This is a genomic window from Streptomyces sp. ICBB 8177 (assembly GCF_003144095.1).
Taxonomy (GTDB): Bacteria; Actinomycetota; Actinomycetes; order Streptomycetales; family Streptomycetaceae; genus Streptantibioticus_D.
This window is the reverse complement of record NZ_NSKH01000003.1, coordinates 67,773-82,688: the sequence shown is the minus strand read 5'-3', so window position 1 is coordinate 82,688 and position 14,916 is coordinate 67,773. Positions and strand designations below refer to the sequence as shown.

Below are 14,916 nucleotides of genomic sequence, written 5' to 3'. Positions count from 1 at the left end.
AGAAGACCGAGGACGACTGAGGACTGCTGAGGGCGATCGGCCGCGGAACGGCGCGAGCCGTGGACGGGCGGGAGGGAGGCTGGGGCCCGCGCGGTGGAGAGGCCGTCGCGCGGAAGGCCGCTGCTGGCGAGAAGGCGGAGGCCGCGGGGGGCAAGTGGCCCGCAGGAGGCGGGGAGGCGAGCCAGACCTCCGGAGGCGGGCGGAGTCGTACGCTCGCGGCAAGGGCGATTACGGTGCCAGAGCGCGTGCCACCGCCGACCCACGCCCGACCCGACCGTTCGGCACCAGTCCCAGAAGGAGATCGATGGCCGTCCACCGCCAGCCGGGAACCGTCCTGACCGACCACACCTTCCGGGTCCCGCTCGATCACCGCGATCCCGCCGGTGAGCGCATCGAGGTCTACGCCCGCGAGGTGGTCGCCGCCGGACGCGAACGCGAGGAGCTGCCTTGGCTCTTGTACCTGCAAGGCGGCCCGGGCGGGCGTTCTCCCCGGCCGGCCGCACGTGAGTCCTGGTTGCGCCGAGCGTTGGACGACTACCGCGTGCTCCTCCTCGACCAGCGCGGCACCGGGCGCTCCACACCGGCGAACCGGCAGACGCTGCCAGGGCGAGGGGACGCCGCGGAGCAGGCCGAGTACCTCGCACACTTCAGAGCCGACTCCATCGTCGCCGACTGCGAACTGATCAGGCGGCAACTCCTCGGTGAGGAAGGCCGCTGGTCGCTGCTCGGCCAGAGCTTCGGCGGCTTCTGCTCCCTGACCTATCTGTCGTTCGCCTCGCAGGGACTGCGCGAGGTGTTCATCACCGGCGGCCTCGCCGGACTGGCCCGCGACGCGGAGCAGGTGTACCGGGCTGCCTACCCGCGTGTGGAACGCAAGAACCGCCGCCATTACGAGCGCTACCCCCAGGACGTCGCGGCAGTGCGGGAGGTCGCCGAGCACCTGCGAGAACGCGAAGTGCGCCTGCCTGACGGCGGTTTGCTCACCCCGGCCTCCTTCCAGTCGCTGGGCATGATGCTGGGACGCGGCAGCGGTTCGCACACCTTGCACTACCTGCTGGAGGATGCCTTCCTCCGTGGGCCGGCCGGCCCTGCGCTCTCCGACACCTTCCTGGCCGACGTCCACAACCATCTGTCGTTCGCCCGCAATCCCCTCTACGCGGTACTGCACGAGTCGATCTACGGGCAGCGCTCGGTCTCCCCCGGTGCCACGGGGTGGGCCGCCGACGCCGTTCGCTCCGAATTCCCTTGCTTCGACGTGGACGAGGCGTTGTCCGGCGGCGAACCGGTGCTCTTCACCGGGGAGATGATCTACCCCTGGATGTTCACCGCCGATCCGGCGCTCGCGCCTCTGCGGGAGGTGGCACACGCTCTTGCCGAGCGGGAGGGGTGGCCCGATCTGTACGACGCCGGCCAGCTGGGGCGCAACGAGATCCCGGTGGCCGCCGCCGTCTATCACGACGACATGTACGTCGACACCGCGCATTCGCTGGAGACCGCGGCCTCGGTGCGGGGCCTGCGAACGTGGGTGACCGACGAGTTCGAGCACGACGGGCTGCACGTCAGCGACGGCCGCGTCCTGGACCGGCTGATCGCTCTGGCGCACGGGGAGGCGTAGGAACGATCGCCCCAGACGTCCGAGGAGCCGGCGCAGTCGATGTCCCCCGTCCGTACGGCGTCCACGGCTTCCGGATGCCGTACGGACGGGTCGACTCGGTGTCATTCGGGATCGCCTCCTGCGGGCGGCACCGGGGAACGGCGGGTGCGGATCCGGCTGCGCGAGCGTGCCGTCGTCGCAGGCCGCGTCGCGCTGTCCGGCCTGCCCTTCGGAGCTGTCCCCGCACCGCCGCCGCGACGCTGAACGACGATGCGTTCAAGACGCTTGCCGCGTTCCTCACGCAGGCAACGGCGCAACGGCTCAGGATCGAGGCCTCGATTGCATGCCTGGTGGAGGAGCCGGGCGAAGGTGTAGTCCGGATCGGCGTCGAGCGCCCGCCCGAACGCGACGCGCGCGGACGGTTGGTCTCCGGTCGCCCACGAGACCCAACCGGCCAGCGTCAGCGGCGCGGCGGCGTGCCCGTCGTAAGGAGCGACGCAACGGCGCGCGAGGGCCCGCCAGAGTCGCAGCGCGGGAGCCGCTTCTGTGCCCTCCATCCATTCCGCCGCCCGGTCACGCGTGTCGCGGTCCTGCAAACCGACGACGATCGTCGCGGCCTCGTCGTCGCCGAGCAGTGCGTCGTCCTCGGCGTCAGTGGTCACGTCGTCTCCCCGGGCCGGCGCCGCGCGGAAGCGCTCCAGCGCGGCGCCGGCCAGAGCGAGCGTCTCCTCCCGCACCGTTTCGCAGTCGCCGTCCCGCAGCATCCTGGGCACCAGATGGGAGTACGCGTCGTCGAACGCGCGCACCTGCGCGACGGCCCTCGCGCCGTCGAGCGGCGCGAACCGGGCGGTCATCTCCCGGAGCGAGCCACGCACCGTGATGCCCGCGTACGCGGCGGCTGCGGCCAGGACCGAGGTGCCGCCACGACTGATCGCTGTGCCCTCCGGCGGACAGCACGTCTCGTCCGGGCAGCAGTAGGACCACCAGCGGCCCGCCGAGACACACAATGCCTCGAGCACCGGCACGTCGAGGGCGCCGCACGCCACCCGCAAGTGCTGGGCCAGGGGGCGCAGCCGCTCCATGGTGGCGTTCGGGGTCTCACCGTTCTTGGGGTCCTGGCAGAGGAAGACGGCCATGCCTTCGGGGCGGCCCCGCCGCGCACCACTGTGAACGGCGCTGTCGGCGAGTTGGGCCGCCAGATGCGGCCACTCCCCCTCCCGTGCCGGGATGCCCACCCTGAGCCGATCTCCGAATCGTCCCTGTGCGCCGTGCAGGGCGACCAGCACGATGCTGTCATCCGGGTGGAATCCCAGCAGGAAGGGCAACGCCTCTGCTAGATCCGCTGGGCCGCGGAGGGTGACGCGTGGCTCCCCGCCAGGGACGTGGGTCGCTTCCCGAAGGCGCTGTGCAGCCTTGCCGGGAGAGCCGGCCGAGTCCGGGGAATGCTCGGAGCCTTGGGACCTGGTGATGGGTGGTGAATCCGCGGAATGCGGTGAGTTGGCAAGCACGGATGACGGCGAGGCGTCGGACACGGACGGCGGCGAGTCGTGGGATTCGGCATGGACACGGGCGGCGGACTCGTCCGCGACCTCTTGCGCTGCGCGCTCGCCCGGTTCTCCAGCGTTCGCGCCCGAGGCCGCCACGTTCGCACCCGAGTCGTCCGGGTGATGCCTGCCCGAGCCCTCGGGCACATCCGAGTCGACAGCGTGGCGCCTGCCCGAGTCCGTGGACAGGCCCGAGTCGACCGCATGCTGCCTGCCCGGGTCCGCGTGCGTACCCGAGTTGACCGCTTGGCGCCTGACCGGGTCCGCGTGCGTACCCGAGTTGACCGGTTGGCGCCTGACCGGGTCCGCATTCGTACCCGGGTCAACCGCGTAGCGCCTGCCCGAGTCCGTGGACAGGCCCGCGTCGACCGCATGCCCTTCCGGCCTCTCCGCTCGCGCATCCTCTCCCGCCGCGAGCACGCCCCGTTCCACCACGTGTGCGTCCGCTCGGCCCTGTCCGCTCCCGGCCCCTCCTGGCCTGGATGCCGCCGCCTGGGCTCGTTCGGTGGTCGGGGTCGCGCAGGCGGGCGCACCCGTGCCGGGCGGAGCCTCCGCCGTCGCGCGCCCGGGGGAATCGGCGGCCCTGGGGGAATCAGAGGTGGGGAAGGGCTTCGCCACCCTCCGGTCGACCGCCCGCGTGGCCGCGCGCCCAGGAGGACCGGACCGGGTTCCAGGGCTATCGCCTGCGCAAGGCCCGGCCTGGGCGGGGTGCGCGGCCTCGGCCGGGTGCGCGGCCTCGGCCGGGTGCGCGGCGGGGTGCACATCCTGGGCGGGATGCGCGGCCTGGGGCAGGTGCACGGCAGGGTGCACTGCCTGGGCGGGGTGCGCGGCCTCGACCGGACTTCCGGAGAGGCGGGACCGGTGTAGGGGACTGGGGACCGAGGGTTCGATGTGCTGTGTCATGGGGCGAAGATCTCGCGTCCGGCAGCGCCGCGCCAGCCCTGTGGATAACTCAGGCATTTTCATAGGATGAGCTGGTCAAAAGCCTGTCACTGGTTCGAGGGACGGGTTATCCACAGGCCTGGACCCGGGGCTCGCCGATGTCAGTGGCATCGGGTTGCATGGAGCCATGAGCGAATCACTGCGGACCGCCGCCGATGCCGTCCTGCGCCGTCTCGTCGGCGACTCGACCGGCACCGCGCGGCTGCGCGAAGACCAGTGGCGGGCTATCGAGGCACTCGTGGCCGAGCGCCGCAGAGCCCTGGTCGTCCAGCGGACCGGCTGGGGCAAGTCGGCGGTCTACTTCGTCGCGACCGCGTTGCTCCGTGAGCGCGGCAGCGGGCCCACGGTGATCGTCTCTCCCCTGCTCGCCCTGATGCGCAACCAGATCGAAGCGGCGACCCGCGCCGGGATTCGCGCGCACACGATCAACTCGGCCAACGTCGAGGAGTGGGACGACGTCCAGGCGCAGGTCGCGGCCGGTGATGTGGACGTGCTGCTGGTGAGTCCGGAACGTCTGAACAACCCGGACTTCCGCGACGAGATCCTGCCTAAACTCGCTGCGACCACAGGTCTGTTGGTGGTCGATGAAGCCCACTGCATCTCGGACTGGGGACACGACTTCCGCCCCGACTACCGCCGGTTGCGCACGATGCTCGCAGAACTTCCGCCCGGCACACCCGTGTTGGCGACCACCGCCACTGCGAACGCCCGGGTCACCGCCGACGTGGCCGAGCAACTCGGCACAGGTGGGCCGTCCGGCGGCTCGGACGAAGAGGCGTTGGTGCTGCGTGGGCCGCTGGAGCGCGAGAGCCTGGCACTGGGTGTGCTGCGGCTCCCCGACACGGCGCGGCGGCTGGCCTGGCTCGCCGACCACCTCGACGAGCTGCCGGGATCCGGCATCGTCTACACCCTGACGGTGGCCGCGGCGGAGGAGGTCACCGCGTTCCTGCGGCAGCGCGGCTACTCCGTCGCCTCCTATTCGGGACGGACGGAGGACGCCGAGCGGCGGGCCGCCGAGGCCGATCTGCAGGCGAACCGGGTCAAGGCGCTGGTCGCGACGTCGGCGCTGGGCATGGGGTTCGACAAACCGGACCTCGGGTTCGTCGTGCACCTCGGCTCTCCTTCGTCCCCTATCGCCTACTACCAGCAGGTGGGCCGCGCGGGCCGCGGCGTGGAGCACGCGGACGTGCTGCTGCTGCCGGGGCCTGAGGACGAGGCGATCTGGCGGTACTTCGCCTCGCTTGCCTTCCCAGGGGAAGAACAGGTGCGCCGGACGCTGGAGGTGCTGGCCGCCGCCGACCGGCCGCTGTCGTTGCCGGCCCTCGAGGCGCGGGTGGACCTGCGCCGCTCCCGTCTGGAGATCATGCTCAAGGTGCTGGACGTCGACGGCGCGGTGCGCCGGGTGCGCGGTGGGTGGACGGCCACCGGGCAGGAGTGGACGTACGACGCCGAGCGGTACGCCTGGGTGGCGCGGCAGCGAGCGGCCGAGCAGCAGGCGATGCGGGACTACACCACGACGACCGAGTGCCGGATGGAGTACCTGAGAAGGCAGTTGGACGACGAGGAGGCCGCGCCGTGCGGTCGTTGTGACAACTGCGCGGGAGCCCGCTTCTCCCCGGAGGTCTCGGCGGACTCCCTGGACGCCGCCCGGGCGGCGCTCGGCCGACCGGGAGTGGAGATCGAGCCACGGCGCATGTGGCCGACCGGCATGCCCGCGGTCGGTGTCGAGTTGAAAGGCCGCATCCCGGCCGGTGAGCAGGCGTCGAGCGGCCGGGCGCTCGGCAGGCTGTCGGACATCGGGTGGGGCAACCGGCTGCGCCCGCTGTTCGCTGAGGGCGCTGCCGACGAGCCGGTGCGGGAGGACGTGGTGGACGCGGTGGTGCGGGTCCTGGCGGACTGGGCCAAGGGGCCCGGCGGATGGGCGAGTGGCGAGCCCGACGCCGTACCGCGCCCGGTCGGCGTCGTGACCGTGGATTCACACACCCGGCCACGGCTGATCGAGTCACTGGGCGGCAGAATCGCGGAGGTGGGCCGGATGCCGCTGCTCGGCCGGGTCGAGTACGCCGACGGCGCCGTTCCGGAACGCATATCGCGCAGCAACAGCGCTCAGCGGCTGCGGGCTCTGCACGGCGCCTTCACCGTCTCGGCCGAACTCGCCGACTGCCTGCGCCAGTTGGGCGGGCCTGTCCTGCTGGTCGACGACATGACGGCAACCGGCTGGACCCTCGCCGTCGCCGCCCGCCTGTTGCTGCGGTCCGGTGCGAGCGCGGTGCTGCCGCTGGTCCTGGCCGGCCAGGGCTGACAGACGCAGTCAGCGGGCGGAGCGCAGGCGCGTAGGAGCTGGGCCGAGCCGCGCGGTCGGCGTAAGAGGCCCCGGCATCCGGCCGTGCCGCTGCCAAAGGTACGACCACTCGCCGTTCGCAGCGAACAACGCTGTGAACTCGGTGTTACGAACAGGAGGTGATTGAGCCATGCGGAACGAGGCTTGGGCCCGGTCCGATCCGCGCCGCCCGCGCGGCATCGCATCGCACAACCGCGCCACACAAGGCGCGCCTGCTCTCAACTACCTCTGCTACCAGGGCATTCACGCGGCGCACCGGTTGTCCGTAGTGATGCGGGGTGCGGCCCGGCGCCCGGCCGCCGGAAGCGGTGTGCCGTCCGGCGGAAGTCCACGAGCGCGTTGTCAGGCGGTAATTGCTCATTGCCGCACGTCCGTACGGAAGGAAGAATTGGACGGGACCCCCAGGTGGCTCACCGAGCCTCAGCAGCGGCGTGCGCCCAGGCCCGGCCGCAGGGCGCGCGTACGCGGACGAAGGGAGGACCGTGGCTTTCGGTTTCGCTCCAAAGACACGTCTCGACACCGTTCCCTCCCTGACCCGGACGCTCGATCTCGACGAGTGGCAGGAGTCCGCGGTCCCCCTGCTGGGCAACCCCCGCGAAGTCGTCAAGGAGCTGTGCAACCGGCATCTCCCGTCGCCGGGTTCAGCCGTCGTGGCGGTCTTCGACCCGGACGGCCGCGCGTGCGCCAGCGCGTCGTTCACCCAGCGCGCCACTCGCACGGACGGCTGGGAGCACCGCAACGCGATCCTGGCGAACCTGCGCCGGGTCATCCCGCACGACCTGCGGCTGCGAACCCCGGTGCGCACCGCCGTGCTGCTGGTGTGCCGGGACGGCACGCCGGGCTGGACGGAGGCGGACGGCGCCTGGATGTGGGGACTGCGTGACGCGTGCACGTTGCACGGACTGCGGTGCGGCGCCTACGTCTCGTTGACCCGGAGCGGTTGGCAGGTGCTGGGCGACGGCCGCGGTGGCCGTACCCCGCACTCAGGGTCCTGGGCCGAGCGGGCCTCGGGCAACGGAACGCTGCGCTCCCCGGTGGGGGCGCCGGAGGGAGTGCGACGGCAGGTGGCCCGCTGACGCGGGAAGCCCGCCCCGGCCGCGGACCGGTCGCATGCCGCGGCGGTGGCCGCCGGGCAGCGAGGATCCGCGGTCAGAGCAGGGTGCGAAGGCGCTCCGGGTCGCCGCAGACCACCAGGAGTTCGGTGGCGTGGGCCATGGCGGCCGGAAGCGCGGCGGCGGACTGCTCGTCGGTGCCTCCGTTGACGGCGAGCACCACGGCGAGCCGCTTGCGGACGCGTTCGGCGGTGGCCTGGGCGTAGAAGACGTCGTCGCCCTCGTCCTGCTGACGCCAGTAGGTCTCCTCGCCGAAGGACAGCTCGTGCTGCGCCCAGGGGTGCGGATCGCCCGAGGTCAGCACGAGGATGTCGGCCGGGGAACGTCCGGCGTCCAGCAGTACGTCGACCGCGTCGTCGGCGGCCGACACCGCGGTGGCGTCGGTGGCCGGCACCAGCTGGACCTGCGCCGGGGTGGAGCCCTGACGGACCGGGGCGGCGGCGGGCGACGCGGGCCGGGCGATGCCCGGGTGGCCGGGAGCGGGGTGGGTGCGGGCGGCGCGCGGAGGTGCCGGACGCGGTGCGGGGCGGGGGCCGGGGACCGGAACGGGCCGGGAGGCCTGCGGAGTACGAGTACCTCCCGCTACGGCGCGGGGGCCCGGAACACTCTCGTGAATCTGTGGCTCCTCAGGGAAGAGAGGCATGGTGAGTTGTTTATCAAACGCACTGCGATCGCACAGCGGCGGGTGGGTCAGAAACCGAGGTCCAACTGCTCGACCCCGTCCGCCTCGTCCAGTTCGTCCAGGACGCGGATCTTCTTCAGGTGCCGCCAGCGGGGCAGCCCGTCCATGAAGGCCCAGGAGACGCGGTGGTGCCGGGTGGGCCCCCACTCCTCGAGGGCCGCGCGATGCACCGGCGAAGGGTACCCCGCGTTGTCGGCGAAACCGAACGGAATATGGTCCGTGCCCAGTTCGGCCATCCGCGCGTCGCGGAAGACCTTGGCGATGACCGACGCGGCGGCCACCGGAACGCAGGACTGGTCGCCCTTGATCACGGTGCGGACCTGCCAGGCATCGCCCAGGTAGTTGTGCTTGCCGTCGAGGATGACCGCGTCGGGCCGGACGGCCAAGCCGTCCAGCGCGCGGGTGGCGGCCAGTCGCAGGGCCGCGGTCATGCCGAGTTCGTCGATCTCCTCGGAGGTGGCGTGGCCGAGGGCGTGATCGGTGACCCAGTCGGCCAGCAGGCGGGCGAGCGCGGTGCGGCGCTTGACCGTGAGGAGCTTGGAGTCGGTGAGGCCCTCGGGCGCCCGGCGCAGTCCAGTGACGGCTGCGCACACGGTGACCGGTCCCGCCCATGCGCCGCGGCCGACCTCGTCGACGCCGGCGACGACCTTGACGCCGAGGGTGGCGCGCATCGAGCGTTCGACGGTATGGGTGGGTGGTTCGTAGGCCATGACAGTGCTCAGCCTACGCCCGGCGGTCGGGGCGGCGGCAGGGGGATGGCGCTCCGGCGGTCCGGAACGTGGTTGACGGGTCGTCAGTCGGTGAGAGGGGAAGCGGGGAGCCAGTCGGGAAGGGGCTCGGTGAGGCGCTGCCAGGCCTCCGGGGCAGCGCCGCCCGGCCGGGAGCCCAGGACGCCGCCGACGATGGCGCAGGTGGTGTCGACGTCGCCGCCGGCTCGCGCGGTCGTCCACAGCGCGGTCTCGAAGTCGTCGAGGTGGCGGGCGGCGGCCCACAGAGCGAACGGCACGGTGTCGTGGGCGCTGGTGCGACGGCCGCAGCCCAGCACCGCCGCGACGGTGGCCACGTCCGCGTAGTCGAGCATGTCGCGGGCCCGCCGCAGTCCCGCGTGCACGGCGCTGCGCGGCACGAGGTCGAGCACGGCGCCGAGCAGGTCGGCGGGGGTCTCCGGACCGTTCGGGGAGGCGACCAGCGCGGCGGCGGCCGCGACCGCCATCGTGCCGACGACCGCCTCACGGTGCTGGTGCGTGGTGTACGCGGAGATCTCGGCCTGATGGGTGGCCTGCTCGGGGTCGTCCGCGTACCAGGCGCCGACCGGGGCGATGCGCATGGCTGCGCCGTTGCCCCAGGAGCCCTGACCGTTGAAGAGGGCGGCGGCCAGCTCGCGCCAGTCGGCGCCTTCCTGGCGGATCTGGCGCAGCATGCGGTTCACGGCCGGGCCGTAACCGCGGTCGAAGTCGTGGTGCTCGGCGAAGGAACGCGCCAGGGCGTCCTGGTCGATCCGGCCGTGCTCCGCCAGTACCGCCACGACCGAGCAGGTCATCTCCGTGTCGTCGGTCCACTGCCAGGGGCCGGGCGGCAGTTCGCCCTTCTGCAGCCTGCGGTAGTTGGACGGCACGAAGAACTGCGAACCCAACGCGTCGCCCACGGACAGGCTGCGCAGGCTGGCGAGGGCTCGCTCGAAACGGAGAGAAAGAAGGGGGTCAACGGTCATGGCGACGGAAACTCTGACATCACGCCCCATCCTGGTCAATCGTTCTGTGCGCAAACTCACCGTGTGACGTGCGAAGACGCACGAGCGCGACGCACCCGCACCCGCACCCGCACCCGCACCAGCACCCGGGAGCCAGCGCCCGCGCGAGCCCGCGCCCCCTCCGGCCCCTAAGCGTGCCCCGCGCCCGGTGACGACATAACGACGTGCCGACATGACCACGTACGCCGGCGAGGCCGCCGACGACGCCCTCCGACCCCCGACCCCCGACCCCGGGACCCGGCTTCCGGCCGAGGCCGCACCTCCCGCCCCTCCCGCCCCGCCCGCCGCAGAAATCACCTGACTGACCGCTGCGCCGCCCCGTACCGTCGGTCGCCCAGCGGAGCGTGCCGCAGGAAGTCCGCGAAGCTGCCGCCGACCGGCTGCCCCGGGGCCAGCAGCCCGCCCCGCCGCACCGCGCGCATCGTCTTGCCCGGTAGGGGCACGGAGACGACCGTGCGGCGGCGGCCAGTCGCCCGCAGCAGCGCTCGCACCGCGTCGGCCGCGGTCAGCGCCTCGGGGCCGCCGAGGTCGGGAACGCGGCCGGCGGGCGCGTTCCGCGCCAGGTCGGCCAGGCGGTTCGCGACCTCGGCGACGTCCACCGGCTGGGTCCGTACGCCTGCCGGGACCAGGACGACGGGCAGTCGCGCCAGCCACTGGGCGACCGTGAGCACCAAGTCGTGGAACTGCGTCGCCCGCAGCACGGTCCAGGGCAGGCCCGACGCCTCCAGCAGGCGTTCGACCTCCAGCTTGGCGCGGTAGTAGCCGTACGGGACGCGGTCGACGCCCGCGATCGACACGTAGACCAGGTGCGGCGAGCCGGTTGTCCGTGCCACGTCGAACAGCCGGCGAGCGGCGGCGATGTCGGACTTCCAGTGCCGCGAGTCGCTCGCGCAGTGCACCACCGCCGTCACGCCGTCGAGTGCCTCGGGAAGCCCCGCCCCCGTAGCCAGGTCGCCGACCACCCACTCCACCCGATCGGGCACCGTCTCGGGACGCCGGGTCCTGCGGCTCAGCACCCGCACCCGTGCTCCGTCGTCGAGCAGCCGCCGGGTCACCGCCCCTCCCAGGACACCCGTACCGCCGGTCACCAGAATCGTGTCGGCCACCGTCTCCGCTCCTCTCACCGGATCCCGCCGGTTACCGGACCCGCCGGCCACCGGATCCGCCGGACCGGATCACCCCGGATACCCCGGGCCGCCGAACCCCGCGGAATCCCGCCGAAAGCCCCCGCCTCTCGCGGGGCACGGAAGGAGGACGGCACAGCCCGGCGAAGTGTGACAGCGGTCGCGGTCGCCGCGCGTGCGCTCGACAGGAAGGGTCGGGCCGGAAAGTCCCAGGCCCCTGGAATCCGCCGGGAGACGGGGGCTCAGGGAGCTGAGGAGGACTCAGACCGTCCAGTCCCGCACCACGTCCACGATCTCACCCGCCACCGACAGCACGTCCTCGTCCAGCCCGGCGCGTTCCTCCAGACGGCCGACCGCCGCGTCGCGGTACTTGCCGCGCTCGGTCGCCGAGTCCCACATCGACAGCACCAGGAACTCGCTGCCCGCGCCCTCCGCGAAGATCCCCCGCAGCATGCCGGGCGACCCGGCCATCGCCGGGTTCCACACCTTCTCCTGCATGAGCATGAAGTGCTCGACCTGTGATGGACGCACCCGGCAGTGCGCGGCCCGCAGCACGTCGGCGTCCGCGAAGTCGGCGCGGAAGCCGACCTTCACCTCCTGCCGCTGTTCGAAGAGCCGCACGTCGATGCGGTCGTACGACTCGGCCTGCTCGCGTGCGAACCCGTCGTGCGGACCGGCCATGAACCTGTCGTAGTACTCGCGGCTCTCCCAGAAGCAGAAGACATGGGCCTCCTCACGCTGTCCGCGCGCCCATCCGCCGCCCTGGCCCCGGAACCCCGGTTCGCCGCGCAACCCCGCCCACTGACGCTGCCCCCGGTCGAACCCCACCCGGTCCACGACACGGCAGCGAATCCACTTCACCAGCACCGCGCCATCCTAAGTCCGCCCGCACGACCCGATCCCCGCCGTGAAAGCCGCGCAACTGGCCCGCGCGCACGCCGGATCACCCCGTGCGGACGGCGCCGCCGTACGAATGATCACCTCACGGACGGTCGTACGATCACCGCATGGACGCCCTCTACCCCCGCCTCCTGGTAGGCGACTTCGAGACCGCTTCCCGTTTCTGGACCGGCGCGCTGCGGGACCTGCTCGGTGTGGAACCGGTGAAGTGCCTGCCCGAGGCGGGTTACGCCAACTGGGACCTCGGCGGCGAAGCGGTCCTCGTCCTCTACTCGCGTGCGGCGATCGCCAGGGCCGTCGGGACCGACGCGTTGCCCGAGGCGCCCGCGTCGCAGGACCGGGGGATGCTCGTGATGCGCGTCGCGGACACCGACGAGGCGGCGGCCACGCTCGTCGCCCATGGCGCGACCGTCGTGGCCGAGCCGCAGGATCGCCCGGATTGGGGACCCGGACTGCGCACGGCGCACCTGCGCGACCCGGACGGCAACCTGATCGAGTTGCAGTCCTACTGATCGCGGCAGGGGCCGGCCGGCGGGCGGCTGGCCGGCGGGCGCGGTGGCGTGGTCCGGGCTGCCCGTCGTGCGACGCGGGGCACGTAGGCTGACGGCGGCGCGCAGGACACGGACTTCGACCCGGGAGACCCATGTCCTCCGACCGCCGCCTCCTGCGACTCGGCCCGTCCCGCCCCGGCCCGACCCGTGCCGGGCAGCCTCCCGAAGGGACGCCGCCGCCCGGCGCGGTCCCGCTCCTCGTCGCCTGTCTCGGGTTCTTCGTGGCGACGCTCGACGTCAACGTGGTCAACGTCGCGCTGCCGCGCATCGCCCACGATCTCGGCGGCGGTGTCGCCGGGGCGCAGTGGGTGGTGGACGGTTACACGCTGCCGTTCGCCGCGCTGCTGCTGTCCGCAGGGGCCGTCGCCGACCGTGTCGGGGCGAGCCGTGCCTTCGCCGTCGGGCTCGCGGCGTTCACCGTGCTGTCAGCCGTCTGCGGGTGCGCGCCCGGGCCTGGGACGCTGATCGCGGCACGTGCCGCGCAAGGCTGCGGGGCGGCGCTGATGCTGCCCGCGTCGCTGGCCCTCATCCGCCGCACGTACGCGGACCCCGCCGCGCGGGCCCGGGGTGTGGCGTGGTGGGTCGCGGCCAGCGGCGTCGGAGTCGCCGCGGGTCCGGTGGCCGGAGGACTGCTGACCCAGGGACCGGGGTGGCGCTGGGTCTTCTTCCTCAACGTGCCCCTGGGGGTGGCGGGGCTCGCCGGGCTGCGGGCCGTGCCCCGGTCGGCTCCACGCGCCGTCCCGCTGGACCCCGCCGGGCAGGCCGCGGCCGTGGTGGCTTCGGCCGCGCTGGTCTTCGCGATGATCGAGGGCGGGGCGCACGGGTTCGGCGTTCCCGAGGTCGTCGTGGGCCTCGGGGTGTTCGCCGTGGCGGGTGGGGTGTTCGTGGCCGTCGAGGCGCGGGGGCGGCATGCCGTGGTGCCGCTCGGTCTCTTCCGGACATCCGCGGTCGCGGTCTGCACGGTGACCGGTTTCGCGCTCAACCTGGCGTTCTACGGCTCGGTCTTCGTGCTGGGCCTGTTCTTTCAGACTCAGCGGGGCGACTCGCCGATGGTCAGCGGGTTGATGTTCCTGCCGATGACCGGTCTGATCGCCCTGGTCAACCTCCTGGCGGGACGGCTGACCGCCCGGCACGGCCCGCGGTGGCCGCTCGTCGGTGGCCAACTGCTGCTGGTGGCAGGGCTGTTGGCGGTGACCGCAGTCGGACCGGGCACCGCGACGGCCTGGGTCCTGGCCGCGCTCCTGCCGCTGGGCGTGGGCGCCGCGTTCTGTGCGCCCGCGCTCACCGGCGCGGTCCTGGAGGCCATTGCGCCCGACCGGGCCGGACTGGCTTCCGGGATCGTCAACTCCGCGCGGCAGTTGGGCGGAGCGGTCGGCGTCGCCCTGTCCGGCGCGTGCACCGGAGCGCACGCACTGCGCGCGGGCCCAGGGTTCGTGCCGGGGATGCGATGGTTCCTGGTCACCGCCGCCTGCCTGTTGGTGCTGACGGCGACCGCAGCCGCGACCGTGATCCGGGAGACGCGAGCGACACCGTGAGGCTGCCACACCCTGTAAGGCGCCCACGGTGCCGAACGCGCCGCGGGCCGCTCGGCGGGGGCCGGAGCACGTGACGCGACGAACGTCGTACGGCTCCGATCCACGACCCGCGGTCGGTGGGCGCCTCAGGGCGAGGGCAGTTCCCGCACCAGGCGCGACGTCCAGGGGCACCAGTACAGGCCGGGCAGGAAGGGCCCGCCCGCCTCGTCCAGGTGATCCTCGACGTACGGGGTGGTGGCGTCGCAGACTTCGATCGCCACCTCGAAGAACGAGACGGTGTCCGGGTCCAGGACGAAGCTCCAGCGCCGGTTGTAGGACTCCCTCCTCTTGATGATGCGCCCGAGCACGTGAAGGCGGTCCGGCTCCTCGCCCCGCAGGATCCTGCGGGCCTCCTCGATCCTCGCGCTGTCGGTCAGCTTGATGACGAACGGCTGGCCGGTGATGTCCGTCATCTCGAAGTACGTGGGTTCCTCGGCGGCCGCCGCTCGGGGGGCCGCGCTCGGGACAGCACTGCTCCGCGCGGTGCCGCCGACCGTGCAGGCCAGCATGACCGCCGCCGCGAGGACGCCGATCCTGGTGGTGAAGCGTCGCATGGAACACCTCCGGTGCCTGGGCGGCCGACCACACGACCGCACCCCACGCGACTGAGAGTAATCGAGCGGTCACACCATGCGTCCAGAGCTACCGGCGGCATACCACCCCGCCGAGCGAAGCGACGTCGGCAAACCCTCGCCCCCGGGGAACCGGAAGCTCGGGAGTCGCGCACCACCGGCGCACGAGGCGCAAGGCCTGCCTTCGGACAGAGGCCCTGCCGGCGCGCCGCGAACCGACGACCACCCGG

At 72.7% G+C, this 14,916-nt stretch carries 13 protein-coding genes; 6 read left to right on the top strand and 7 right to left on the bottom strand.

The features are described from left to right. Window positions 1-304 precede the first annotated feature (304 nt). Entirely contained in the window at window positions 305-1,615 is a 1,311-nt protein-coding gene (locus CK485_RS03335) for an alpha/beta fold hydrolase (RefSeq protein ID WP_109446739.1), read from the top strand. 101 nt (window positions 1,616-1,716) lie between these two features. Here CK485_RS03335 and CK485_RS03330 read toward each other — a convergent pair whose 3' ends face one another. Next, a complete protein-coding gene (locus CK485_RS03330) occupies window positions 1,717-2,919 on the bottom strand; it encodes a DUF4192 domain-containing protein (protein ID WP_342673451.1) in 1,203 nt (400 codons plus the stop codon). A gap of 927 nt (window positions 2,920-3,846) precedes the next feature. Between CK485_RS03330 and CK485_RS28660 the strand changes: the two genes are divergently transcribed. From CK485_RS28660 to CK485_RS03320, 3 genes are all read left to right on the top strand, one after another. Next, window positions 3,847-4,005, top strand: coding sequence for a hypothetical protein (locus tag CK485_RS28660; protein WP_158288150.1), 159 nt, complete (start codon window positions 3,847-3,849; stop codon window positions 4,003-4,005). A 202-nt stretch (window positions 4,006-4,207) separates the two neighbouring features. Then, window positions 4,208-6,382: a DEAD/DEAH box helicase gene (locus CK485_RS03325; RefSeq protein WP_109446737.1), complete on the top strand. Its 2,175-nt coding sequence runs from the start codon at window positions 4,208-4,210 to the stop codon at window positions 6,380-6,382. Window positions 6,383-6,903: 521 nt separating this feature from the next. Further along, the gene (locus tag CK485_RS03320) at window positions 6,904-7,497 is read left to right on the top strand and encodes a hypothetical protein (protein WP_109446735.1); all 594 of its coding nucleotides are present in this window, start codon (window positions 6,904-6,906) and stop codon (window positions 7,495-7,497) included. Window positions 7,498-7,570: 73 nt separating this feature from the next. On the opposite strand, the gene CK485_RS30130 is transcribed toward CK485_RS03320, so the two are convergent. From CK485_RS30130 to CK485_RS03295, 5 genes are all read right to left on the bottom strand, one after another. Continuing rightward, complete coding sequence (locus CK485_RS30130; RefSeq protein WP_342673450.1) at window positions 7,571-7,927, bottom strand: hypothetical protein; 357 nt, start codon at window positions 7,925-7,927, stop codon at window positions 7,571-7,573. Window positions 7,928-8,223: 296 nt separating this feature from the next. Then, window positions 8,224-8,925 carry a ribonuclease HII gene (locus tag CK485_RS03310; protein WP_109446731.1) on the bottom strand — a complete coding sequence of 234 codons (702 nt, stop codon included), beginning with the start codon at window positions 8,923-8,925 and terminating at the stop codon, window positions 8,224-8,226. Window positions 8,926-9,008: 83 nt separating this feature from the next. Continuing rightward, window positions 9,009-9,926: an ADP-ribosylglycohydrolase family protein gene (locus CK485_RS03305; protein WP_109446729.1), complete on the bottom strand. Its 918-nt coding sequence runs from the start codon at window positions 9,924-9,926 to the stop codon at window positions 9,009-9,011. Between the two features lie 332 nt (window positions 9,927-10,258). Further along, window positions 10,259-11,071, bottom strand: a complete 813-nt coding sequence (locus CK485_RS03300; RefSeq protein ID WP_109446727.1) for an NAD(P)H-binding protein — start codon at window positions 11,069-11,071, stop codon at window positions 10,259-10,261. A 279-nt stretch (window positions 11,072-11,350) separates the two neighbouring features. After that, window positions 11,351-11,956 (bottom strand): YdbC family protein, encoded by a 606-nt coding sequence (locus CK485_RS03295; RefSeq protein WP_109446726.1) that lies wholly within the window; start codon window positions 11,954-11,956, stop codon window positions 11,351-11,353. A gap of 140 nt (window positions 11,957-12,096) precedes the next feature. On the opposite strand from CK485_RS03295, the gene CK485_RS03290 reads away from it, so the two are divergent. Together CK485_RS03290 and CK485_RS03285 are read left to right on the top strand one after the other, a co-directional pair. Beyond that, window positions 12,097-12,501, top strand: coding sequence for a VOC family protein (locus CK485_RS03290; protein ID WP_109446724.1), 405 nt, complete (start codon window positions 12,097-12,099; stop codon window positions 12,499-12,501). Window positions 12,502-12,632: 131 nt separating this feature from the next. After that, window positions 12,633-14,075: an MFS transporter gene (locus tag CK485_RS03285; RefSeq protein WP_109446722.1), complete on the top strand. Its 1,443-nt coding sequence runs from the start codon at window positions 12,633-12,635 to the stop codon at window positions 14,073-14,075. 125 nt (window positions 14,076-14,200) lie between these two features. On the opposite strand, the gene CK485_RS03280 is transcribed toward CK485_RS03285, so the two are convergent. Beyond that, the gene (locus tag CK485_RS03280; RefSeq protein WP_109446720.1) at window positions 14,201-14,668 is read right to left on the bottom strand and encodes a calmodulin-binding protein; all 468 of its coding nucleotides are present in this window, start codon (window positions 14,666-14,668) and stop codon (window positions 14,201-14,203) included. Window positions 14,669-14,916 lie beyond the last annotated feature (248 nt).